This is a genomic window from Pseudomonas sp. FYR_7, from assembly GCF_043106155.1.
Taxonomy (GTDB): Bacteria; Pseudomonadota; Gammaproteobacteria; order Pseudomonadales; family Pseudomonadaceae; genus Aquipseudomonas; species Aquipseudomonas parafulva_B.
This window is the reverse complement of the sequence record NZ_JBICMI010000033.1, coordinates 86,891-109,384: the sequence shown is the minus strand read 5'-3', so window position 1 is coordinate 109,384 and position 22,494 is coordinate 86,891. Positions and strand designations below refer to the sequence as shown.

The window sequence follows — 22,494 nt, the reverse complement described above, 5'->3', positions numbered from 1 at the left end:
CCATGATTCGATTCGAACAGGTTGCCAAGCGCTACCCCAACGGCCACGTGGGGCTGCACGAGCTGAGTTTCCGGGCGCGTCGGGGCGAATTCCTGTTCGTCACCGGGCACTCGGGCGCAGGTAAAAGTACGCTGCTGCGCCTGCTGCTGGCCATGGAGCGTCCTACCAGCGGCAAACTGATGCTGGCCGGGCAGGACCTGGGCCAGATCAGCAATTCGCAGATCCCGTTTCTGCGCCGCCAGATAGGCGTGGTGTTCCAGAACCACCAGTTGCTGTTCGACCGCACGGTCTTCAACAACATTGCCTTGCCCCTGCAGATACTGGGCTTGTCCAAGGCCGAGATCGCCAAGCGCGTGGACTCGGCGCTGGAGCGGGTGTCTCTGGTCGACAAAGGCGAGCTGTACCCTGCCGACCTGTCGACCGGCCAGCAGCAGCGCGTGGGTATCGCCCGCGCCATCGTGCACCAGCCAGCCCTGCTGCTGGCCGACGAGCCAACGGGTAACCTGGACCCGCGCCTGGCTGCGGAAATCATGGGGGTGTTCGAGGACATCAACCGATTGGGCACAACGGTCTTGATCGCCAGCCACGACCTGGCCCTGATCGCGCGCATGCGTCACCGCATGCTCACCTTGCAGCGCGGGCGTCTGATCGGCGACGGGGAGGCCGGACAATGAGTACGACACGATCACCGAAGGTCTCCGAGCGCGTCGCGCCTAAACCTGCCGACCCACAGCCTGCGAAGAAACGTGGCGCAGGCTCCGACGATGACGGTCCGGACCTGCGATCGCTCATGCATGCCTGGCTCGAGAGCCATCGCGCCAGCCTGGCGGATAGCTTACGGCGACTGGGCAAGCAGCCCATTGGCAGCTTCTTCACGTGCATGGTGATGGCCGTGGCGCTGAGCATGCCCATGGGGCTGTCGTTGTTGCTCAAGAACATCGAGCAGTTGGGCGGGTCCTGGCAGCGCGCCGCGCAGATATCCCTGTACCTCAAGCTCGATGCCAGCAGCCGTGACGGCGAGGCGTTGCGCGATGAAATCAAGGGCATGCCTGGCGTAGCAGAGGCGCAGTATGTCAGTCGCGAGCAGGCGCTGCAGGAGTTCCAGCAGCAATCGGGCCTGGGCGAGGCGCTGCGTGAGTTGCCCGACAACCCACTGCCCGGCGTGGTCGTGGTGACCCCGACCGAAGTCGACAAGCCGGCCTTGGAAGCGTTGCGTCAGCGCCTGTCGGAGTTGCCGCGCGTCGATGTAGCGCAGCTGGACCTGGTGTGGGTCGAGCGGCTGGCGGCCATCCTCAAGCTTGGGGACCGGTTCGTTTTCGGGCTGGCCGTCATGCTCATTTCTGCGCTGCTTTTAGTAATTGGCAACACAATTCGTCTACATATCGAGAACCGCCGTGTCGAGATCGAAGTGATCAAGCTGGTGGGGGGCACCGATGCGTACGTACGCCGGCCTTTCCTGTACATGGGGGCCTTGTACGGCCTGGGCGCGGGCCTGTTGGCCTGGGCCATCCTGGCGTTTGGCCTAGGGTGGCTGAACGAGGCCGTGGTGAGCCTGTCCGGTCTGTATGGCAGCGATTTCGCCTTGGGTGGCGTACCTGCCTCCGATGGTCTGTCGCTCTTGATCGGAGCGGTGCTGTTGGGGTATATCGGTGCATGGATTGCAGTCGCCCGCCACTTGAACGAGCTGGCGCCGCGATAGTTTTTATTGGCCAGCATTGGCCTGGGCGTGCCCGTTGGAACTTGTACCTGGGCCCCAGGTCTATGTAGGCAGCGCCTGAAAAGCGCGAGTTCAGTAAGTCGGAGGTTCTTGAATGACCACATCGTTGCAACCTGCGTATGCCCTGGTCCCCGGTGCAAACCTGGAGTCCTACGTGCATACGGTCAACAGCATCCCGCTGCTGACTGTCGAGCAGGAGCGTGATCTGGCTGAGCGTCTCTATTACGAGCAGGACCTCGAAGCTGCTCGGCAGATGGTAATGGCCCACCTGCGGTTCGTCGTGCATATCGCCCGTAGCTATGCCGGTTATGGGCTGGCCCAGGCCGACCTGATCCAGGAAGGCAACGTTGGCCTGATGAAGGCCGTCAAGCGCTTCAACCCTGAAATGGGCGTGCGCCTGGTGTCGTTCGCCGTGCACTGGATCAAGGCCGAGATTCACGAGTTCATCCTGCGCAACTGGCGTATCGTCAAGGTGGCGACCACCAAGGCCCAGCGCAAGCTGTTCTTCAACCTGCGCAGCCAGAAAAAGCGTCTGGCCTGGTTGAATAACGACGAAGTGCACCGGGTTGCCGAAAGCCTGGGGGTCGAGCCTCGTGAAGTCCGCGAGATGGAAAGCCGTCTGAGCGGTCACGACATGGCGTTCGATCCGGCAGCCGAAGCCGATGACGACAGTGCCTTCCAGTCGCCTGCGCATTACCTGGAAGACCACCGTTACGACCCGGCAGTACAGCTTGAAGATGCAGACTGGAGCGACAACTCCACCAGCAACCTTCATGAGGCCTTGCAGGGTCTGGATGACCGTAGCCGGGATATTCTGTACCAGCGCTGGTTGGCCGAAGAGAAAGCTACCCTGCATGAGCTGGCCGAGAAATACAGCGTGTCGGCCGAGCGTATTCGCCAGTTGGAGAAGAACGCGATGAACAAGGTCAAGGCCTTGATCGCAGCCTGATCGTTCTCTGTTCGACAAGAAAGCCGCTGCCCCGCAAAGGAACAGCGGCTTTTTATGTCTGCCCTGTACGCGGTGCCAGGCTCAGGGCCTGCGTGATGTGTCCAATTGCATCAAGTAGCTTGGCCCACCCAGCTGGCTCATCTGGCGGCGAATCCAGCCAGCACGGCTGGCCACGTAGGTGCTTGGCTTCCCAGCATTCCACTTGAGAGGGCTGGGCAGCACCGCGGCCAGTTGCGCGGCTTGTTGCCGGCTGAGTTGACTGGCCTCCACACCAAAGTGATGGCGAGCGGCTGCCTGGGCGCCGAACACACCCTGGCCCCACTCGGCACTGTTCAGGTAGACCTCAAGAATGCGCTGCTTGGTCCAGAACAGCTCGATCAAGCCGGTGAACCATGCTTCCAGCCCCTTGCGCAGCCAGCTGCGCCCCGGCCACAGAAACAGATTCTTGGCCACCTGTTGGGTCAGGGTGCTGGCTCCGCGCACGCTACCGCCACGCTCGTTGAAAGCCAGGGCTGCCTGGATGGCGGGTATGTCGAACCCCCAATGGCTGGCGAACTTCTGGTCTTCGCCAGCGATGACCGCCACCTTGAGGTCATCGGAGATATGGTCCCAACCCACCCATTCGCGCTGCAGATCAATCGGTTCGCCGCTCACCCACGATTGCACCTTGCGCTCGAGCATCAACGCCGTACCGGGCGGGGGCACCCAGCGAAACACCAAAACCAGCACGATACTGACGGCAGCAAACCAGAGCAGGGCGCGCAGAAGACGTCGGAGAAGGTTTCGCAGCATAGGGTGGCTTGGCCGGACGTTTGGGAAGGGCCATTATACAGACCCGATTGGAGGAGTCGTCTCATGCTTCGCAGCTTCCTGATGCTTGCCGCTTTTTTCGGCTTTACCGGCGTGGCCCTGGGCGCCTTTGCAGCCCACGGCCTGAAAAATCGACTCAGCGCTGACTACCTGGCTATCTTCCACACCGGTGTCACCTACCAACTGGTTCACGCGCTGGCGCTGTTTGGCGTGGCATTGCTGGCGGTCCATCTGCCTGGTCGGCTGGTGGGTTGGGCGGGTTATCTGTTCGTGCTGGGTATCGTGCTGTTCTCCGGCAGCCTGTACCTGCTGACGCTGACCGGCATCAGCAAGCTGGGCATGATCACGCCCATCGGTGGCCTGTGCTTCCTGGCAGGGTGGCTTTGCCTTGGGCTCGCCGCGTGGCGACTGGGCTGACTGCCCAGTCCACATTAACGACTAATGGCGTGCGGTGGCCTTGGGTTGCGCGGCCTTTCGGCGCTAGAATGCGGGCCCCAAAGAACAATGGTGGCCGTGAGCATGCGTATCCAACTGAACGGTGAACCCTACGAATTGCCTGCTGGCGAAAGCGTCGCCGGGCTACTGGCACGCCTTGAGCTGGCTGGCCGCCGCGTGGCGGTAGAGCTGAATCAGGACATCGTGCCGCGCAGTCAGCATGTCACCACCGCGCTGAGCGATGGCGACCAGGTCGAAGTGGTGCACGCGATTGGCGGCGGCTGACCGCTGTCGGCAACCCAACGGCAGGCCCCGCAACCTTTTCCCGAGGAACAACGATGAGCAACGTTCGCAGCGACAAGCCCTTCACCCTGGCCGGGCGTACCTTCCAGTCGCGCCTGCTGGTAGGCACCGGCAAGTACCGTGACATGGAGCAAACCCGCCAGGCCATCGAGGCCTCGGGTGCCGAGATCGTGACTGTGGCGGTGCGCCGCACGAACATTGGTCAGAACCCGGGCGAGCCGAACCTGCTGGACGTACTGCCACCGGACCGCTACACCATTCTGCCCAATACTGCCGGCTGCTATGACGCCGTCGAAGCGGTGCGTACCTGCCGCCTGGCCCGGGAGCTGCTCGATGGGCATAACCTGGTCAAGCTGGAAGTGCTGGCCGACCAGAAAACCCTGTTCCCCAACGTAATCGAAACCCTCAAGGCCGCCGAGGTGCTCGTCAAGGATGGCTTCGACGTGATGGTCTACACCAGCGACGACCCGATCATCGCCCGCCAACTGGCCGAAGCCGGCTGTATCGCCGTCATGCCCCTGGCTGGCCTGATCGGTACAGGGCTTGGCATCTGCAACCCCTACAATCTGCAGATCATCCTCGAAGAATCCAAAGTACCGGTGCTGGTGGATGCTGGCGTAGGCACTGCCTCCGACGCCACCATCGCCATGGAAATGGGATGCGAGGCGGTGCTGATGAACTCGGCCATCGCCCATGCCCAGCAACCGGTATTGATGGCCGAGGCCATGAAGCACGCCATCGTGGCGGGTCGCATGGCGTACCTGGCCGGTCGCATGCCCAAGAAACTCTATGCCAGCGCCTCTTCGCCGCTGGATGGTCTGATCAAGTAAGAGCCCCTGATGACTGATTCGCAAGATCTGCCGAACGCCGCCGACGGCGACGCCCGCCCACACCGCCGCATCAAGAGCTTCGTGATGCGTGCCGGGCGCATGACCGAAGGCCAGCAGCGCGGCCTGGACCAGGGTGGGCCGCTGTACATCCTGCCGCTGGCGGACAGCCCGGTCGACTACGACCAGGTCTTCGGCCGCTCGGCACCGCGCACGCTGGAAATCGGCTTCGGCATGGGTCATTCCCTGCTGGAAATGGCCGCCGCTGCGCCTGAGCAGGACTTCATCGGTGTCGAGGTCCATCGCCCAGGCGTAGGGGCGCTGCTCAATGGCGTGCTCACCCAAGGGCTGACCAACCTGCGGGTATACGATTGCGATGCCATCGAGGTATTGAACCGTTGCGTGGCCGACGACAGCCTTGACCGCCTGATGCTGTTCTTCCCTGACCCTTGGCACAAGGCGCGCCACCACAAGCGCCGCATTGTCCAGCTGGCGTTCGCCGAGTTGGTACGGCGCAAGCTCAAGCCCGGCGGCGTGTTTCACATGGCCACGGATTGGGAACCCTATGCCGAGTACATGCTGGAAGTGATGAATGCAGCCCCTGGCTATCGCAATCAAGCAGCGGACGGTACCTACGTGCCGCGCCCGACCGAGCGGCCGATCACCAAGTTCGAACGCCGCGGCGAGCGCTTGGGCCATGGTGTCTGGGACCTGAAATTCGAAAAGACCGCGTGACCCGCTAAGCCTGACGCTGTGCGGATGGACAAAAAGCTGCCTTGCAAGCGCTAGTATTTGGGGCCACGGCGCGGCCCCAGCGATCTTGATGAACAGCATCATTCTGCAAGGTCGGTTTTTGAGTGCCGACAACCACGGGGGCTAACGCCAGGGCGTTACGTAAAAGGCGGCCGGACTGCTACAGCTTCAGCCGCGACGGTCCGCCACCACGCCGATCAGCGCCAGGACCACCAGCAGCACAGGCGCCAACGCGTAGTTGTTGAACTGGCTCAGCCCCTTCAAAACCCAGGGTGTGGCGTAGATCAAGGCCGCGCCGCTGCCGATCATCACCAGCAATGCCATCAGCGGCACCCGCAGGGCCCCTGTCAGCCCGCCCAGGCGCTGCTCGGCCCAGGCCTTGATGTCCGTCCCGAACAGCACCAGCAGACAGCCTACCAACGCCAGAGAAATCTCCGACAAGTTGCTGCGGCTCCAGCGGGAAATCGTCGCGAGCAGGTCGAGTACCAGATCCATGGGTCATCCTTAGGTCAAGAAATACTGCAGCAAGTCATTGAGGAACAGTTGGCCCCTGGGCGTTGCCACCAGTCGATCCGGTTCGACCTGCAAAAGCCCCCTTTGTTCTGCCAGGCGACGGGCTTGGGCGAGCCGTGCGAGCGGCAACCCGGTGCGGTCGGTGAACAGCTGCGCTTCCACACCCTGGGTCAGGCGCAGCGCGTTCATCAGGAACTCGAAGGGCAGCTCGTCCTCGGGCAACTGTTTTTCGCCGGCCTTGAATGGTTTGGCCAGGTTCAGGTAGTCCTTGGGCAGCCGGGTTTTCCAGGTGCGTACGATACGGCCGTCCGCATAGGTGAGCTTGCCATGGGCCCCGGCACCAATGCCGATGAAGTCTCCGAAGCGCCAGTAGTTGAGGTTGTGGCGGGCAGCGCGCTCGGGCTGAGCGTAGGCAGACACCTCGTACTGGCCGAACCCATTGGCCGCCATCAGGCCCTGGCCGGCTTCCTGGATGTCCCAGAGGATATCGTCCTCGGGCAGCTCGGGCGGCTGGTTCCAGAATACGGTGTTGGGCTCTACCGTCAGTTGATACCAGGACAGGTGCGTGGGCCCGAGCTCGATTGCCTGACGCAGATCGCCCAGGGCGTCGTCCATCGATTGGTCGGGCAAGCCATGCATCAGGTCCATGTTGAAGTTGTCGAAGCCTGCGGCCCTTGCCATGCCAGCAGCGCGGATCGCCTCCTCGCCGTTGTGGATGCGGCCCAGCGCTTGCAGCTTGGCGGGTTGGAAACTCTGCACGCCAATGGACAGGCGGTTGATGCCGGTCTGGCGATAGGCCTTGAACTTGTCCTGTTCGAACGTTCCCGGGTTGGCTTCCAGGGTGATCTCAATGTCCGAAGCGAATGGGATGCGTTGCTCGACGCCGCGCAGCAACCGGCCCAGGGCATCGGCACTGAACAGGCTTGGTGTGCCACCACCGAAGAAGATCGAGGTGATGACGCGGCCCTGGACTGCGGCCAGTTCCTGGTCCAGGTCGGTCAGCAGCGCCGCAACGTAGGCCGCTTCGGGCAGCTCAGGCCCCGCGGCATGGGAGTTGAAGTCGCAGTAGGGGCATTTGCGCACGCACCACGGGATGTGGATGTACAACGCCAACGGCGGCAGCTGGCTGATGCCCGGTGCCTGGATGAGCGACGACGTCAGGGTCATGCCAGGCCCAGACGTTGACGCAGCAGTGCCATGGCGCGGGCACGGTGGCTGATCTGATTCTTGTCAGCCGGGGTCAGGTCGGCGCTTGAGCAATCACGTTCTGGCACCCAGAACAGTGGGTCGTAGCCAAACCCGTGTTCGCCGCTTGCCTTGAGCAGGATGCGACCATGCCACAGGCCTTCGCACAGGATTGGCAACGGATCATCGGCGTGCCGTACCAGCGCCAATACACAGACGAACTGCGCACCGCGCTCGGCCTCGGGTACGTGCTTCAGTGCGTCGAGCAACTTGGCGTTGTTGGCGGCATCGCCTTGGCCGTCGGCATAACGCGCTGAGTAGATGCCAGGTGCACCTCCCAGGTAATCCACGGCCAGACCGGAATCGTCCGCCAAGGCGGGCAGCCCGGAAATGCGCGCGGCATTGCGGGCTTTCAAGATGGCGTTCTCAACGAACGAGAGGCCGGTTTCTTCCGGCTCGACCTGGCTGAATTCGCCAATCGATCGCAATTGCACGGATTGACCGAGCATCGCCTGCAGTTCCTTGAGTTTGCCGGCGTTATGGCTGGCCAATACGAGTTGCTGGAAATTCATCATTCGCCTGGGAAAACGTCCTGGTTGAAGCTGAAGGAGTGACTGACACCACCGGCTTGGACACCTAGCTCGAAGACGACGGTCTCAGGGTGTTCGATCTTGAATTGGGCGACGTAAGACGCGGTGCCGTGGTCGGTGACCTGCTTGAAGGCCAGGGGCTCCTTGCGACCGGTCAGGTCCTTGACCGCGCCGCTGACCACGGCCGTGATGGGTTTGCCGGCTCTGAGTACGGTGAGGCTGAGCACGCCCTGGTGACGGCTGCGGACCAGGCCTGTGGCCGCTGCGACCTGCGGGGTGAGCATGCTTGAGGTAAACGCGCCGTAGTGCACCGTGATATCGCCAAATACCTCTTTGCGAGCAGCGCGTGCAGTATCGGCTGCCAGTGCTGGCATTGCCAGACACAGGCTGATCAAAAGCAGGGCAAGGCGACGCATGGTGCAGATTCTCCTGGGTCAGACCGCGAGTTGATGTGCCTGCGGGCCGGGGCTGCTGACGCGGTAGATACCGATTTCGCCCAGAAGGTTAGGCCACAGCCGGCCGCCCAGACCGTTGCGGTGCATATGATCCACCGCCAGCCGGTCCAGCACCTTGGCCTTGCGCTCGTGGACCAGCTCTTCGAAGTCGGCGAAGGTGCAGAAGTGGATGTTAGGGGTGTTGTACCAGGTGTACGGCATGAAGTCCGAGACGGGCATGCGGCCTTTGGTCGCCAGGTACCACCGGCAGCGCCAGTGACCGAAGTTGGGGAAGGTGATGATGCACTGGCGACCGACGCGCAGCATTTCGTCCAGGATGCGGTCGGGGTACTCCACCGCCTGCAAGGCCTGGGTCATGATCACCACATCGAAACTGTCGCTGGCGAAATTGCCCAGGCCTTTGTCCAGGTCCTGCTCGATGACGTTCACGCCCTTGGCCACGCAGGCGGCGATATTGTCCCCGTCGATTTCGAGGCCGTAGCCGGTGACCTGCTTGCGGTCGCGCAGCGAAGCCAGCAGCTCGCCGGTACCACAGCCCAGGTCCAGTACCCGGCTGCCGGCGGGAATCCAGTCGTGGATGATTTCCAGATCGGCTCTCATGCTGTCCTCAGAGGGTAATGCGGTTCATGTAGTTCGAGAAACCCTGCATGTAGCGAGGCGTGGGAATCAGGAAGGCATCGTGGCCGTAGGGCGAGTCGATTTCCAGGTAGCAGACGTTCTTGCGCGCCGCCATCAGGGCATCGACGATTTCCCGCGAGCGGGCCGGCGAGAAGCGCCAGTCGGTAGTGAACGACATGATGCAGTAGTTGGCCTTGACATGGGCCAGGGTCGCGGCCAGATCGCCATTGTGCGCCGCCGCCGGGTCGAAGTAGTCCAGTGCTTTGGTCATCAGCAGGTACGTGTTGGCATCAAAGCGCCCGGAGAATTCTTCGCCCTGGTAGCGCAGGTAGCTTTCAACCTGAAATTCCACACTGTGGAAGTCGTAGTTGAGCTTGTCACTCTTGAGCTCGCGACCGAATTTCTCACCCATCGAGTCATCCGACAGGTAGGTGATATGCCCGACCATGCGTGCCAGCATCAAGCCCCGCTTGGGAATCACGCCCTGATCCTGGAACGAGCCGCCATGGAACTCGGGGTCGGTGAGAATGGCCTGGCGCGCCACCTCGTTGAACGCGATGTTCTGCGCGGACAGCTTGGGCGCCGAGGCGATATCGATACAGTGGCGCACGCGCTCGGGATAGCTGATGGTCCATTGCAGCGCTTGCATGCCGCCCAGGCTGCCACCCACCACGGCGGCCCACTGCGCGATGCCCAGGCGCTCTGCCAGGCGGACCTGGCTGTGAACCCAGTCTTCGACGGTCAGGATTGGGAAGTCGGCGCCATAGGCCTTGCCAGTGGCCGGGTTGATGCTGCTTGGTCCGGTGCTGCCATTGCAGCCGCCCAGGTTGTTCAGGCTGACCACGAAGAAGCGGTTGGTGTCGATGGGCTTGCCTGGGCCGATGCAGCTGTCCCACCAACCCGGCTTGCGGTCAGTGGCAGCGTGGTAGCCCGCGGCATGGTGGTGCCCAGACAGGGCATGGCAGATCAGTACTGCATTGCTCGCGCTGGCGTTCAGCGTGCCATAGGTTTCGTAGACCAGCTCGTAGCTGCTCAGCGAACGGCCGCAGGCCAGAGCCAGCGGCTCGTCGAACCGGGCGGTCTGGGGTACGACCAGACCGACGGAATCTTCTGGAAAGACAGTGGACATCGACCCTGCTCACGCTTGACGGAGGCGTAAGTCTAAAGAGCACCACCCCCAGCGGCAAGCGCAGGCTTGTCGCCAGGGTGCTGCCGGGTCAGATCATCCGCCACAGCTCCTGCGGCATGCCAGCGTAGGCAGCCAGTGGTGGCATGACGAACGACTGGATGACCTGAATGGCCAGGAACGCGAAGATCGGCGAAATATCCATGCCCCCCAGGTTTGGCACGATACGGCGGAACGGCGCCAGCACCGGCTCGCTGATCTGATACGCAAGCTCGGCCGCCGGGTTGTGACTGTTCGGCGCTACCCAGGAAACGATCACCATGACGATCATTGCCACCCAGAAGATTTTCAGGAACAGCGAGGTGATGCCGATAATGGCCCACAACAGCAGGTGCAGCACATCACCGAAGGTGCCGTAGGTCACCATCAGCACGAACCCCATCAGCAGGGCCTGGATGAGCACGGCCAGCAGCAGCGATGAGGTATCCAGCCCGGCGATGCTGGGTACGATCCGGCGGATCGGCTTGAGCAGCGGTTGGGTCGCGCGCACCGTGAACTGGCTGAGTGGGTTGTAGAAGTTGGCCTTGACCAGTTGCAGCACAAAGCGCAACAGGACGATCACCAAGTACAGGCTGACCAGTGTTTGCACCACGAAAATCGCGGCGCCGGACAGTGCATTCATTTGAAACTCCTTATTTGCCCAGTTGCTCGGCCAGCTCAGCAGAGCGTGTGGCTGCAGCGTGCAGCGCCTGCTCCACGATGGCCTCGAAACCACTGGCCTGGAACGATTTGATAGCGGCTTCGGTGGTGCCGGCAGGTGATGTCACGCGGCGGCGCAATTCGGCGGCGTCCACATCGCTGGCAACCGCCATGCGGGCGGCGCCCAACGCCGTGTGCAAGGTCAGCTCGGTGGCGGTCTCCCGAGGCAGGCCGAGCTTCTCGCCCGCCGCAGTCATGGCCTCGATCAGCAGGAAGAAATACGCAGGGCCGCTACCGGAGACGGCGGTCACTGCATCCAGTTGCTGCTCCTGTTCGAGCCAGAGCGCCGTCCCTACCGCCGACAACAGTTGCTCGGCCTGCTGGCGTTGCTCGGCCGTGACTTCGGCTGTGGCGTACAGGCCACTGACGCCCTGGCGCAGCAGCGACGGCGTGTTGGGCATGCAGCGCACTATCGGGTGGCTGCCCACCCAGCTCTGCAGGCTGGCGCAGGTGATGCCCGCAGCGATGGACACGATCAGCTGGCCTTCCTTCAGGTCATCGCGCAAGGCCTGGCACACGGTCTTCATCACCTGCGGCTTGACCGCCAGCACGATCACATCGGCGCCTTCGATGGCCTGTGCATTGTGCTCGAAGGTTTCGATGCCCTGTTCGGCCTGGAGGCGAGTACGGGTTTCGGCACCGGGGTCGCTGGCGCGAATGTGCGTCGCCTCCACGCCCTGGGCACGCAGACCACCGATCAGGCTTGCGGCCATGTTGCCGGCGCCGATAAAGGCAATACGTGTCTTGCTCATGTCAGGTCCTTGTTAGGAAAAGTGAGTTAAGCATGTCATCAAGCGTTGCCGTAGTCGCGGGCACCAAACAAGGCGGTGCCGATACGGACCCAGGTCGCGCCTTGAGCAATTGCCGCTTCCAGGTCATGGCTCATGCCCATGGACAGGGTGTCCAGGCCCAGCCCGAGCGCGTCCTGTAACTGGCGCAGCTGGGCGAACGCTGCTTCCTGGGCGTTACGATCATCGGTAGGTTCGGGGATTGCCATCAGCCCACGCAAACGCAGGTTGGGTAGGGCAGCCACGGCCTCCACCAGTGCGGGCAGTTGCGCGGGTGCGCAGCCGGCCTTGCTGGCCTCACCGCTGACGTTCACCTGAAGGCAGATGTTGAGCGGCGCCAGGCCAACTGGGCGCTGTTCTGAAAGGCGTTGGGCGATTTTCAGGCGATCCACGGAATGCACCCAGTCGAAATGCTCGGCAATGGCCTTGGTCTTGTTCGACTGAATAGGGCCAATGAAGTGCCAGGTCAGAGGCAGGTCGATGAGTTGCTGTTGTTTAGTCAGCGCCTCTTGTAGGTAGTTTTCCCCGAAATCCTGCACGCCTGCGGCGTGGAGTTCGCGTATGGCGGCGGCCGGCTTGGTTTTGCTGACGGCTAGCAACCGGACGTCGGCGGGATTACGCCCGGCAGCCTGGGCACCCCGGTTGATGCGGTCGCGAATCGAGGAAAGGTTGTCTGCTAGGGTGGACATAGATCGAGGCCGGCAGCTGAAGTGTCGCCGCATTTTACCTAGTTGAAGGCAGATGGGGAGTCTCATGGATGTGACAGACCTGCTGGCGCTTGCCTTGAAGGCAGGTGCCAGCGACCTGCACCTGGCTGCAGGCCAGACGCCGACAGTGCGCGTGCATGGCGTGCTGCAACGCCTGCCCGTGCCGATGGCAACGCCGGATGGATTGATGCGAAGCATGGAAACGTTGCTCGACGCCGACCCGTATCGACAGTGGGTCGCCGGTCACGACCTGGACCTGGCACTGGAGCTGCCCGCGCTTGGGCGGTTTCGCGTGAACCTGTTCAGGCAGATGAACGGCCCTGCGCTCACGTTCCGCTTGATCCCCGCGCGGCTCGCCTGCGCCGAAGCGCTCGGCCTGGGCGAGATTGCCCAAACCATTGGCCAATACCGTGACGGTCTGGTGCTCATAGGTGGGCCGACGGGCAGTGGCAAGACGAGCACGTTGGCAGCCCTGCTCAATCAGATGAGCCGCGAGCGCGCGCTGCACATCGTCACCCTCGAGGATCCGATCGAGGTCGTCCATGCCAGCCATCAGGGCGTGGTCAACCAGCGTGAGGTCGGCCGAGATTGCTGCAGCTTTGCCCAAGGCCTGCGCAGTGCGTTGCGTCAGGACCCCGACGTGATCGTGCTGGGCGAGTTGAGGGACCTGGAAACCATTCGTCTTGCACTGCGTGCCGCCGAAACAGGTCATCTGGTACTGGCAACCGTTCATACACGCTCAGCGGTGAACAGCATCGACCGGGTAGTAGAGGTATTCCCTGCGCAGGAAAAGGCATGGGTGCGCGCGATGCTGGCAGACTCGCTGCGAGTGGTAGTGGCGCAAGTGCTGGTTGGCCGCCGGGGCGGTGGGAGGGTCGCGGCGCGAGAAGTGCTGGTGGTGACGGATGCTGTCCGCAATCTGATCCGCGAAGGGCGCATGGCCCAGCTCCATTCGGCGATGCAGACCGGCGCGGCAGAGGGTATGCAAACCTTAGACGGGGCCATGAGGCAACTTCGAGCGCGCGGGCTGCTCGCCGAGTGATGCAACCAGGGCCGCTACCCACCACCTAGGGTTGGCAGCGGAGCGGCCCTCCACGGGGTTGCTATGAGGCAGGGTTAACGCTTGGCCAGGCTAAGCTGTTGCTTTTCCTTGGGCAGTACGCGTTTGGCGACCACGTAGTGTTTCTGCCAATAGGGCTTGCTCAAGTTATCGATGCTCACCCGCTTGCCGCGACGCGGCGCATGAATGAAGCGGTCATTGCCCAGGTAGATGGCAACATGGTTGACGCGCCGGCTCTTGATGTTGAAGAAGATCAGGTCGCCCGGCTTGAGATCGCTTTTGGCAACCTTGGTGCCGTGACCGCTGGCCATGGCGCTGGAAGTGCGAGGCAGGTTGACCTCAGCCACGTCGTTGAAGGCGTAGCGAACCAGGCCGCTGCAATCGAACCCTTTTTTCGGGCTGGTACCGCCCCAAACATAAGGGGTGCCGAGCATGTTCACGGCACGATCGAGCACGGCGCTGCTTTGCTTGCTCGAAGCAGCCGCCACCGTCTTGCCACGCGACTTATTGGCAGCGTTGCCAGGGCGGGCGTGCAGGGTGGTCTGTTTGATGGGCGTGCGCTTTACCGATGCGTTGGTGGTGTAACCGGTAAAGCCGTTGGGAAGACGTTGCTCACGGTTAGTGGCGTGGGCGGCCAGGGGCAATAGTAGGCAGAGGGTCAGCCATGTCTTGATCAAAGGCGGCATAGATGAAGCTCTTATGAATAGTTGTGTGTTGGGCGCGCAACTTTATAACAGCTTTTTGATCAAATTTTGATCCGCTGGTCGATTCTTGCTTACCATCCGTCGGCCTTGGCGGAAAAAGTCACAACTTTTTTTAGAAAATTTAATCAGCAACCCACGAGGGCCATGCATGAACACTTATCAACAGGGCGCGCCCTTTCACGACACCCACAGCAAGGTGATCGGCTACTTGCTGTGGATTTTCGGCTTTACCGGCTCGCACCGTTTCTATTACGGCAAGCCCATCACCGGGACGATCTGGTTCTTCACCTTCGGGCTGCTGGGCATTGGCTGGCTCATCGACCTGTTCCTGATCCCGGCCATGGACCGCGAAGCCGACCTGCGTTTCCACTCTGGCCGAATCGACTACAACATCGCCTGGATACTGCTGACCTTCCTGGGCATCTTCGGCCTGCACCGCCTTTATCAAGGCAAGTGGATCACCGCCATCATCTACTTCTGCACGGGCGGGTTGTTCCTGGTGGGCGTTCTGTATGACTTCTGGACGTTGAACGGGCAGGTGTCCGAGCGCAATGCCGGCCAGCGCTGACCGTTAGAAACGCTGGCGCGGCCTGGCCAGGCCGCGCCAGCCTGTGGGCACTGACTGCTATTGGCGGGTCTGACGCTGTTGCAGCAGCAGGTTACTGAAGCCCGCGCCGGCCAATTGCTTCTGGGCGACGGTCAACTGCTCGCGGTTGCTGAACGGCCCGACCAGCACCCGGTACCAGGTTTCGTCCTTCACCGTGCCGGACTCCACTTTCACGCTCTGCCCCAGCAGGATGATCTGCGCGCGCACCTTGTCGGCATCGGCCTGCTTGCGGAACGAGCCTGCCTGGAGGAAGAACTGCGTGGTTGCCGCCGGCTTGATCACCGGAGGGGCAGGCGGTGGTGTCTGGCCCAGCAATGCAGCTTGGGCGCGTGCGGTGTCGATCTTGGCGGCCTCTGCCGGGGTCACTGGGGTGACCGGCTGGGCTGGCACAGGTGGCGTCTTCTCGGGCACTGCCTCAGGCGGCACGATGACTTCCGACTCCGGCAGCAAGGTGTAGAAGTCGTACTTGGGCTTTACCGGCTGTTGCGGGGTGGCCTGGTTCGACTTCCCGGCTTCGACCGCCTTTTCGGTTTTCTGCTGTTCGGGCTTGGTGCGTTTGATATCGCCGCCACCGGGTTCGAGCTTCATCAGAAACACGATGAACGCACCGATGGTCAGGCCGACTGCCAGCCATACCCAGCCGGGCATGGGCTGCTTGGCGGGCGCCGTCTGACGACTGGCGCCACGTTTGGGGGCAGGTTTCTTCTTGGCAGCCACCTTACATGCGCTCCAGAGTTTCCAGGCCGAGCAGTTGCAGACCTTGCTTGAGGGTGCGCCCGGTCAGCGCTGCCAGACGTAGGCGGCTTTGTTGCTGCTCGGGCGTCTCGGCAGCCAGGATCGGGCAATTTTCGTAGAAGCTGGAGAACAGGCCTGCCAGGTCGTACAGGTAGCTGCACAAGACGTGTGGCGTGCCCTTGTCGGCTACGTTGTTGAGAATTTCCCCGAACTGGGCCAGGCGCGCGGCCAGGTCCTGCTCGTGAGGCGCTTGCAGCACGATAGTGCCTTCGACTTCGTCAAAGCCCTTGCCCAGCTTGCGGAACACCCCGGCCACACGGGTGTAGGCGTACAGCAGGTAGGGGGCCGTATTGCCTTCGAAGTTGAGCATCAACTCGAAGTTGAAGCTGTAGTCGCTGGTACGGTGCTTGGACAGGTCGGCATATTTCACCGCACCGATACCCACCACCTCACCGATGCGACGCAGGTCGTCTTCGGGCAGGCCTGGATTTTTTTCCTTCACCAGCGCATACGCACGGTCCTTGGCTTCGTTGAGCAGGTCGATCAACTTGACCGTGCCGCCGTCACGGGTCTTGAACGGGCGGCCGTCGGCGCCGTTCATGGTGCCAAAGCCCATGTGCTCCATCTGCATCGGGTGCCCGAGGAAGCCGGCGCGGCGAGCGACTTCGAATACCTGGTTGAAGTGCAGCGCCTGGCGTTGGTCGACGAAATAGAGGGCGCGATCTGCCTTGAGCACATTGCTGCGGTAGCGCACCGCGGCAAGGTCCGTGGTCGCGTACAGGTAGCCACCATCGGCCTTCTGCACGATCACGGGCAGCGGTTCGCCTTCGCTGTTCTTGAACTCCTCCAGGAACACGCACTGGGCACCCTGGTCTTCGACCAACAGGCCCTTGGCCTTGAGTTCGGCGACGACATTGGCCAGGTCATCGTTGTAGGCGCTTTCGCCCATGACGTCGGCCATGGTCAGCTTGACGTTGAGCAGTTCGTAGGTCTTCTGGCAGTGCGACAGCGAGATGTCCTTGAACCGTGTCCACAGGGCCAGGCAGTCAGGGTCACCCGCCTGCAGCTTGACCACCAACCCGCGCGCGCGCGTGGCGAAGGCTTCGGATTCGTCGAAGCGCTTCTTGGCCGCACGGTAGAAGTTTTCCAGGTCGGAGAGTTCGTCGCTGGTGATGGGGTTTTCTTCGAGGTATGCCAGCAGCATGCCGAACTGGGTGCCCCAGTCGCCTACGTGGTTCTGGCGGATCACCTGGTCACCCAGGAACTCGAGTACCCGCGCCACGCTGTCGCCGATGATGGTCGAGCGCAGGTGACCAACGTGCATTTCCTTGGCGAGGTTCGGCGCCGACAGGTCGACCACCACCTTCTGCGCAGGGCCAGCCTTGCGCGCGCCAAGCCGAGGATCGTCAAGCGCTGCGTCCAGGCGGGCGGCCAATGCAGCGGTGTTTTGGAAGAAGTTCAGAAAGCCCGGACCTGCGATCTCGACCTTGCTGATGTCGGCGCTGGCCGGCAGGGCCTGGATCAGTTTTTCGGCCAGGTCACGCGGCTTCATGCCGGCCGGCTTGGCCAGCATCATGGCAATGTTGCTGGCGAAATCGCCGTGGGTCTTGTCCCTGGCGTTTTCCACCTGGATCGCCGGCGACAGCCCGTCAGGCAACACACCGTCGTTGACGAGTTGGGTGAGGGCTTGCTGGATCAGCTGGCGAATGGTGTCTTTCATAGGAATCTCTTTTCGACCGCAAGCGCGGCGGGCGCCTGGATGCGCTGGTGGAAAAACTGGGCATTATCCGTGGCTGGGCGCGCGTTGCCAACCTTTGGCAGGCACGTGGCCAGGCACGGGGCAACTTGAAAGCCTTCGCTGGGTCCTGATGCAGCCTCGCCGCGCGCGGCGTGGCGCTTCAAACGTGCCTTCAGTAAAGATCCACCGGGTCGACGTCTATCGACCAGCGTACCTGGCGCCCGCTTGGCAGTTGCTCCAGCACCAGTAGCCAGGCGCTGATGAGGCGGTGCAGAGGGGCACGGGTACTGGCCTGCAGCAACAGTTGTGCGCGAAAGCGCCCCGCTCGGCGCTCCATGGGCGCCGGTACCGGGCCAAGCAGTTCGATGCCGGGCAGGCGCTGCTGCGCCATCAGGCGCTCGGCCGCTGTGCAGGCTTCATCCAGAAACGCCTCGGCCTGCCCCGGCTTGTGCGCTTCGGCGCGCAACAGGGCCAAGTGCGAAAAGGGCGGCAAACCGGCGGCGCGGCGTTCGTCGAGCGCCTGTTTGGCGAAGGCAAAATAGCCCTGCTCGGTCAGTTGAACCAGTAAAGGGTGGTCAGCCAAGTGCGTCTGGATGATGACCTTGCCGGGCTCTTCCGCCCGTCCTGCACGGCCAGCGACCTGTACGATCAATTGGGCCATGCGTTCACTGGCGCGGAAGTCCCCGGAAAACAGACCGCCATCGGCATCGAGAATGGCAACCAGCGTTACCCGGGGGAAGTGATGCCCTTTGGCGAGCATCTGCGTGCCGACCAACAGGCTTGGCTGGCCGCGTTGAATGGTTGTGAACAGTTGGTGCATCGCGTCCTTGCGCGAGGTGCTGTCGCGGTCCACGCGCAGCACGGGATAATCCGGGAACAACACCTTCAGGCGCTCTTCGGCGCGCTCGGTGCCGGCCCCGACAGGGCGCAGGTCCACGTGCTTGCATTGTGGGCAGTGATGCGGCAACCGCTCGTCGTAGCCGCAGTGGTGGCAGCGCAGCACGCCGGAGCGCTGGTGAACCGTCATGCGCGCATCGCACCGCGGGCATTCGGACAGCCAGCCGCAGTCGTGGCATAGCAGGGTAGGCGCGAAGCCACGGCGATTGAGGAACACCAGTACCTGTTGTCCCGCCTCTAGGGTCTGGCCAATGGCCTGCTGCAGGGGGCCGCTGATGCCGCTGTCCAGCGGCAGGCTTTTCACGTCCAGGCGCAACATGCGTGGTGCACGCGCACCGCCTGCGCGCTGGGTCATGTGCAGCAGGCGGTAGCGGCCGCTCACGGCGTTGTGCAGGGTTTCCAGGGAGGGCGTGGCCGAGCCAAGCACGATCGGCACGTTCTCCTGATGCGCGCGCACCAGCGCCAGATCCCTGGCGTGGTAGCGCAGGCCCTCCTGCTGCTTATAAGAGCCGTCGTGTTCCTCGTCGATGATGATCAGGCCCGGGTTCTTCATGGGCGTGAACAAGGCCGAGCGTGTGCCGATGATGATGTCTGCCTCGCCGTCACGCGCCGCCAGCCAGGCATCGAGGCGCTCACGGTCGCTGACGTTCGAGTGCACGAGGGCAATGCGGGCGTTGAAGCGCTGCTCGAAACGCGCCAGTGTCTGCGGCCCCAGGTTGATCTCCGGGATCAATACCAGGGCTTGCTTGCCTGCTTCGAGCGTTTCACGAATCAGTTGCAGGTAAACCTCGGTCTTGCCGCTTCCTGTGACGCCCGCCAGCAGAAAAGCGCCGAACTGCCCGAAACCGCCGAGCACGGCATCGAAGGCATCACGCTGTTCTTCGTTCAGGGGCAATTCCGACTGCGCCAGCCAATGCTCACGCCGTTCGGCCGGGCGCTGACGGCGTATTTCTACGCACACCAGCTCTTTGGCCAACAGCAGGTCAAGGCTGTCCTTGTTGAGGTTGAGCTTCGACAGCACGCTGTGGGCCACCCCATGCGGGTGCTGAGCCAGGGTCTTGAGCGCATCGCGTTGGCGAGGTGCACGCGCGATGCGCGGGTCTTCAAGGCGAGCGCCCGGCGCTGCGTGCCAGAAACGTTCCTGGCGCATCTCGGCAGGTTCACCCTGACGCAGCAGGGTAGGAAGCGCCCAGCTCAAGGTGTCACCCAAGCTGTGCTGGTAGTACTGGGCGGTCCACAGGCACAGCTTGAACAGCGAGGCTGGAATGGGCGATACCGGGTCGAGCAGGGCGCTTGCTGGCTTGAGTTTGTCAGCCGGCACCTCGCTTTCGGCACACACTTCTACCAGGACACCGATCATCTCGCGCCGCCCGAACGGCACGCGCAGGCGCATGCCAGGCATCCATGTCTGGTTCGCCATGCCGACCGGCGCCTTGTAGTCGAACAGGCGGCGCAGCGGGGAGGGCAGGGCAAGGCGCAGGATGACGTCGGGCACGCTAAAGGTCTCGGGGGGCGTTTCAGAACTGGCGAGCCTAGCAGACGACGGTCGGTACAAGCGACAACTTGCGCTGGCGCCATGCTCTGGTATTATTTGCCGCCTAATTACGTGCGGTATTCAACAATTGGTGTTGGGTGGCGGCACGCAGCTCGAGGAAGTGACCATGAAAGCTGATATCCATCCGAACTACGAAGCAGTTGCTGTCACCTGCAGCTGCGGCAACAAATTCGAAACCCGTTCGACCCTGGGCGATACCCTGTCGATCGACGTATGCAACCTGTGCCACCCTTTCTACACCGGTAAGCAGAAAGTCCTGGACACCGGCGGCCGCGTACAGAAGTTCGCCGATCGCTTCGGCATGTTCGGTGCCAAGAAAGGCTGATGTGCGTGGCGAACCCTTCGGGTTTCGCAGCGTTGCAGAGAAAAGCGCCCCTTGTGGGCGCTTTTTTTATGCTCGTTTGCTGGGCATCCCAGGCGCTGGCTTTCTGCCCGCCCCCGGCACGTGCGCAATGGGTCGCCGTACGGCATGTGGTCGATGGCGACACCGTGCGCTTGGTCGATGGCCGCAGTGTGCGTCTGATCGGGATCAATGCCCCCGAAATCGGCCGCAAGGGGCAAGCGGATGAGCCTTTTGCCCAGGCTGCCCGAAAACGCTTGCAAGCATTGATCAAGGCCAGTGACGGGCGCGTTGGCTTGGTACGCGGTAAGGAAGCCAAAGACCGGTACGGTCGCACGCTGGCCCACCTGTACAGCCGTGAGGGGCGTAACTTTGAGGCGCAGCTGCTCAGCGAAGGCCTTGCATACCGCATCGCCTTCGCACCCAATACTGAGCTCAGCCGCTGCCAGCAAAGTGCCGAGTCAGTTGCGCGTCAGGCGGCTGTCGGTGTGTGGAAGCGCTCACCGGTGGTGCCCGCCCATGCAGTGCGCAAGCCAGGTTTTGCGCTGGTGTCAGGCCGCGTCACCGCCATCGAACGGAGCCGCGCGGGCATTCGAGTGACCCTCGACAGCGCCGTGACGCTTCATATACCCGCTCGTCTGCGCCGTGCATTCCCCACAGGTTTCTTCGATAACCTCAAGGGGCAAAAGGTCGAGGCCAGGGGTTGGATTCGCAGTGCATCACGTAAGGCTTCCTACACGTCGGGTCAGCGACGCTGGCAGCTGACCCTCACAGACGTCAGCATGCTCGACCGTGTGCAGAGATAAAAGATGTAGACATTTCTACAGCAGATTGTACACACTGAAGCCTGCATGCCCCGTGGGTTGTAGCATAAAGTCTTAGGCTAGAGGCCTTGACACGAGTGACCGGCCAGTCTTGTGACGGCTGGACTCTTTGCGTATCCTCGGCGGTCCGTCAGAACAGCCAATAGCGGAATGCCCAACATGTCAGACCTGAAAACCGCCGCTCTCGAATATCACGCTCACCCTCGTCCAGGGAAACTGAGCGTCGAGCTCTCCAAGCCCACCGCCACCGCCCGTGACCTCGCCTTGGCTTACAGCCCAGGTGTGGCAGAGCCTGTGCGCGAGATCGGTCGTGATCCGGAGCTGGCCTACAAGTACACCGGCAAAGGCAACCTGGTTGCCGTGATTTCCGATGGTACTGCCATTCTCGGTCTTGGCGATCTGGGTCCGCTGGCGTCCAAGCCTGTCATGGAAGGCAAGGGTGTTCTGTTCAAGCGTTTCGCCGGTATCGACGTGTTCGACATCGAAGTCGAGTCCGAGAGCCCGCAGGCGTTCATCGATACCGTACGCCGCATTTCGATCACCTTCGGTGGCATCAACCTTGAAGACATCAAGGCGCCAGAGTGCTTCGAGATCGAACGCACCCTGATCGAGCAGTGCGACATTCCGGTCTTCCACGATGACCAGCACGGCACCGCCATCGTTACGGCCGCCGGCATGATCAACGCCTTGGAAATCGCCGGCAAGACCCTCGAAGACGCCAAGATCGTCTGCCTGGGCGCTGGTGCAGCGGCCATTTCCTGCATGAAGCTGCTGGTCAGCATGGGTGCCAAGGTCGAGAACATCTTCATGATCGACCGCAGCGGCGTTATCCACGCTGGCCGTGACGACCTGAACCAGTACAAGGCGCAGTTCGCGCACGCGACCGACAAACGTACCCTGGCCGATGCCCTCGAGGGTGCTGACGTGTTCGTGGGCCTGTCCGGTCCGAACCTGTTGAGCGCTGAAGGCCTGAAGTCGATGGCCGCCAACCCGATCGTGTTCGCCTGCTCGAACCCCGATCCCGAGATCGCCCCTGAGTTGGCCCATGCCACGCGCGACGACGTGATCATGGCCACTGGTCGTTCCGACTATCCGAACCAGGTCAACAACGTACTGGGCTTCCCGTTCATCTTCCGCGGCGCGCTGGACGTTCGAGCCAAGCGTATTAACGAAGAAATGAAGATCGCCGCTGCCATCGCCCTGAAAGACCTGGCCAAGCAGCCGGTTCCCAAGGAAGTGTGCGAAGCCTACGGTGTGGAAGGCCTGGAATTTGGCCGTGAGTACATCATTCCCAAGCCGCTGGATGCACGCCTGATCACTGTCGTCTCCGACGCCGTGGCCAAGGCTGCCATCGAGTCGGGCGTCGCTACGCTGCCGTATCCGAAGCATTACCCGCTCAAGAACGTTGACGACGTGTTCAACGGCTGATCGTTGTTCTGCACTGACTAACCCGGCTGTCATGGCCTGATGCTGTATACGTGGGGCTGCTTCGCAGCCCA

Annotated in this window: 25 protein-coding genes and 1 pseudogene; 12 read left to right on the top strand and 14 right to left on the bottom strand. The window is 62.3% G+C overall.

The window, feature by feature from the left end:
* The first annotated feature begins 2 nt into the window (after positions 1 to 2).
* The 3 genes from ftsE (at position 3) to rpoH (ending at position 2,666) form a co-directional block, all read left to right on the top strand.
* Entirely contained in the window at positions 3 to 674 is a 672-nt protein-coding gene (gene ftsE / locus ACF8R3_RS08455) for a cell division ATP-binding protein FtsE (RefSeq protein ID WP_023532835.1), read from the top strand.
* Positions 671 to 1,699: a permease-like cell division protein FtsX gene (gene ftsX / locus ACF8R3_RS08450; RefSeq protein ID WP_058602895.1), complete on the top strand. Its 1,029-nt coding sequence runs from the start codon at positions 671 to 673 to the stop codon at positions 1,697 to 1,699. Before ftsE ends, ftsX begins: the two co-directional genes overlap by 4 nt.
* Before the next feature lie 112 nt (positions 1,700 to 1,811).
* On the top strand, positions 1,812 to 2,666 hold the full coding sequence (rpoH, locus tag ACF8R3_RS08445) for an RNA polymerase sigma factor RpoH (protein WP_023532728.1): 855 nt from the start codon (positions 1,812 to 1,814) through the stop codon (positions 2,664 to 2,666).
* Between the two features lie 81 nt (positions 2,667 to 2,747).
* Here rpoH and mtgA read toward each other — a convergent pair whose 3' ends face one another.
* Positions 2,748 to 3,458 (bottom strand): monofunctional biosynthetic peptidoglycan transglycosylase, encoded by a 711-nt coding sequence (gene mtgA / locus ACF8R3_RS08440; protein WP_058602896.1) that lies wholly within the window; start codon positions 3,456 to 3,458, stop codon positions 2,748 to 2,750.
* Between the two features lie 63 nt (positions 3,459 to 3,521).
* Between mtgA and ACF8R3_RS08435 the strand changes: the two genes are divergently transcribed.
* The 4 genes from ACF8R3_RS08435 to trmB all read left to right on the top strand — a co-directional run bounded on the left by ACF8R3_RS08435 (position 3,522) and on the right by trmB (position 5,776).
* Positions 3,522 to 3,893 (top strand): DUF423 domain-containing protein, encoded by a 372-nt coding sequence (locus tag ACF8R3_RS08435; RefSeq protein ID WP_027913492.1) that lies wholly within the window; start codon positions 3,522 to 3,524, stop codon positions 3,891 to 3,893.
* A gap of 102 nt (positions 3,894 to 3,995) precedes the next feature.
* Positions 3,996 to 4,196 (top strand): sulfur carrier protein ThiS, encoded by a 201-nt coding sequence (gene thiS / locus ACF8R3_RS08430; RefSeq protein ID WP_058603078.1) that lies wholly within the window; start codon positions 3,996 to 3,998, stop codon positions 4,194 to 4,196.
* A gap of 53 nt (positions 4,197 to 4,249) precedes the next feature.
* Positions 4,250 to 5,044, top strand: a complete 795-nt coding sequence (locus ACF8R3_RS08425; protein ID WP_023532295.1) for a thiazole synthase — start codon at positions 4,250 to 4,252, stop codon at positions 5,042 to 5,044.
* A 9-nt stretch (positions 5,045 to 5,053) separates the two neighbouring features.
* Positions 5,054 to 5,776, top strand: a complete 723-nt coding sequence (trmB, locus tag ACF8R3_RS08420) for a tRNA (guanosine(46)-N7)-methyltransferase TrmB (protein ID WP_058602898.1) — start codon at positions 5,054 to 5,056, stop codon at positions 5,774 to 5,776.
* 186 nt (positions 5,777 to 5,962) lie between these two features.
* Here the strand turns inward: trmB and ACF8R3_RS08415 are convergent, their stop codons facing one another.
* The 9 genes and pseudogenes from ACF8R3_RS08415 to ACF8R3_RS08375 form a co-directional block, all read right to left on the bottom strand.
* Positions 5,963 to 6,289, bottom strand: coding sequence for a DUF3392 domain-containing protein (locus ACF8R3_RS08415; RefSeq protein WP_023532330.1), 327 nt, complete (start codon positions 6,287 to 6,289; stop codon positions 5,963 to 5,965).
* Positions 6,290 to 6,298: 9 nt separating this feature from the next.
* Positions 6,299 to 7,435 (bottom strand): annotated as a pseudogene (gene hemW, locus ACF8R3_RS08410) (radical SAM family heme chaperone HemW); the annotation flags it as partial.
* A gap of 35 nt (positions 7,436 to 7,470) precedes the next feature.
* Positions 7,471 to 8,067, bottom strand: a complete 597-nt coding sequence (rdgB, locus tag ACF8R3_RS08405; RefSeq protein WP_058602900.1) for an RdgB/HAM1 family non-canonical purine NTP pyrophosphatase — start codon at positions 8,065 to 8,067, stop codon at positions 7,471 to 7,473.
* Positions 8,064 to 8,498: a DUF4426 domain-containing protein gene (locus tag ACF8R3_RS08400; protein ID WP_058638130.1), complete on the bottom strand. Its 435-nt coding sequence runs from the start codon at positions 8,496 to 8,498 to the stop codon at positions 8,064 to 8,066. The genes rdgB and ACF8R3_RS08400 overlap by 4 nt, the downstream gene beginning before the upstream one ends.
* Before the next feature lie 18 nt (positions 8,499 to 8,516).
* Complete coding sequence (metW, locus tag ACF8R3_RS08395; RefSeq protein ID WP_058638129.1) at positions 8,517 to 9,137, bottom strand: methionine biosynthesis protein MetW; 621 nt, start codon at positions 9,135 to 9,137, stop codon at positions 8,517 to 8,519.
* 7 nt (positions 9,138 to 9,144) lie between these two features.
* Positions 9,145 to 10,284, bottom strand: coding sequence for a homoserine O-acetyltransferase (locus ACF8R3_RS08390; protein ID WP_058602903.1), 1,140 nt, complete (start codon positions 10,282 to 10,284; stop codon positions 9,145 to 9,147).
* 88 nt (positions 10,285 to 10,372) lie between these two features.
* Complete coding sequence (locus ACF8R3_RS08385; RefSeq protein WP_058602904.1) at positions 10,373 to 10,963, bottom strand: YggT family protein; 591 nt, start codon at positions 10,961 to 10,963, stop codon at positions 10,373 to 10,375.
* Between the two features lie 10 nt (positions 10,964 to 10,973).
* Complete coding sequence (gene proC, locus ACF8R3_RS08380) at positions 10,974 to 11,792, bottom strand: pyrroline-5-carboxylate reductase (RefSeq protein WP_058638127.1); 819 nt, start codon at positions 11,790 to 11,792, stop codon at positions 10,974 to 10,976.
* A 38-nt stretch (positions 11,793 to 11,830) separates the two neighbouring features.
* Positions 11,831 to 12,517, bottom strand: coding sequence for a YggS family pyridoxal phosphate-dependent enzyme (locus tag ACF8R3_RS08375; RefSeq protein WP_182138586.1), 687 nt, complete (start codon positions 12,515 to 12,517; stop codon positions 11,831 to 11,833).
* Between the two features lie 64 nt (positions 12,518 to 12,581).
* On the opposite strand from ACF8R3_RS08375, the gene ACF8R3_RS08370 reads away from it, so the two are divergent.
* The gene (locus tag ACF8R3_RS08370) at positions 12,582 to 13,577 is read left to right on the top strand and encodes a type IV pilus twitching motility protein PilT (protein ID WP_392515443.1); all 996 of its coding nucleotides are present in this window, start codon (positions 12,582 to 12,584) and stop codon (positions 13,575 to 13,577) included.
* Positions 13,578 to 13,651: 74 nt separating this feature from the next.
* Here ACF8R3_RS08370 and ACF8R3_RS08365 read toward each other — a convergent pair whose 3' ends face one another.
* Positions 13,652 to 14,281 (bottom strand): C40 family peptidase, encoded by a 630-nt coding sequence (locus tag ACF8R3_RS08365; protein WP_058638124.1) that lies wholly within the window; start codon positions 14,279 to 14,281, stop codon positions 13,652 to 13,654.
* 166 nt (positions 14,282 to 14,447) lie between these two features.
* On the opposite strand from ACF8R3_RS08365, the gene ACF8R3_RS08360 reads away from it, so the two are divergent.
* A complete protein-coding gene (locus tag ACF8R3_RS08360; protein WP_023532338.1) occupies positions 14,448 to 14,867 on the top strand; it encodes a TM2 domain-containing protein in 420 nt (139 codons plus the stop codon).
* Between the two features lie 57 nt (positions 14,868 to 14,924).
* On the opposite strand, the gene ACF8R3_RS08355 is transcribed toward ACF8R3_RS08360, so the two are convergent.
* The 3 genes from ACF8R3_RS08355 to ACF8R3_RS08345 form a co-directional block, all read right to left on the bottom strand.
* Positions 14,925 to 15,623 (bottom strand): SPOR domain-containing protein, encoded by a 699-nt coding sequence (locus tag ACF8R3_RS08355; protein ID WP_392515441.1) that lies wholly within the window; start codon positions 15,621 to 15,623, stop codon positions 14,925 to 14,927.
* A 1-nt stretch (position 15,624) separates the two neighbouring features.
* Positions 15,625 to 17,361, bottom strand: a complete 1,737-nt coding sequence (gene argS / locus ACF8R3_RS08350; RefSeq protein WP_058602910.1) for an arginine--tRNA ligase — start codon at positions 17,359 to 17,361, stop codon at positions 15,625 to 15,627.
* A 190-nt stretch (positions 17,362 to 17,551) separates the two neighbouring features.
* On the bottom strand, positions 17,552 to 19,771 hold the full coding sequence (locus tag ACF8R3_RS08345; protein ID WP_078479277.1) for a primosomal protein N': 2,220 nt from the start codon (positions 19,769 to 19,771) through the stop codon (positions 17,552 to 17,554).
* Positions 19,772 to 19,937: 166 nt separating this feature from the next.
* Here ACF8R3_RS08345 and rpmE point away from each other — a divergent pair, with 166 nt between their 5' ends.
* The 3 genes from rpmE to ACF8R3_RS08330 all read left to right on the top strand — a co-directional run bounded on the left by rpmE (position 19,938) and on the right by ACF8R3_RS08330 (position 22,423).
* Entirely contained in the window at positions 19,938 to 20,156 is a 219-nt protein-coding gene (gene rpmE / locus ACF8R3_RS08340) for a 50S ribosomal protein L31 (RefSeq protein ID WP_023532368.1), read from the top strand.
* Positions 20,156 to 20,977, top strand: coding sequence for a thermonuclease family protein (locus tag ACF8R3_RS08335; RefSeq protein ID WP_182138591.1), 822 nt, complete (start codon positions 20,156 to 20,158; stop codon positions 20,975 to 20,977). The genes rpmE and ACF8R3_RS08335 overlap by 1 nt, the downstream gene beginning before the upstream one ends.
* A 177-nt stretch (positions 20,978 to 21,154) precedes the next feature.
* Complete coding sequence (locus ACF8R3_RS08330; RefSeq protein ID WP_058638201.1) at positions 21,155 to 22,423, top strand: malic enzyme-like NAD(P)-binding protein; 1,269 nt, start codon at positions 21,155 to 21,157, stop codon at positions 22,421 to 22,423.
* Positions 22,424 to 22,494: the final 71 nt, after the last annotated feature.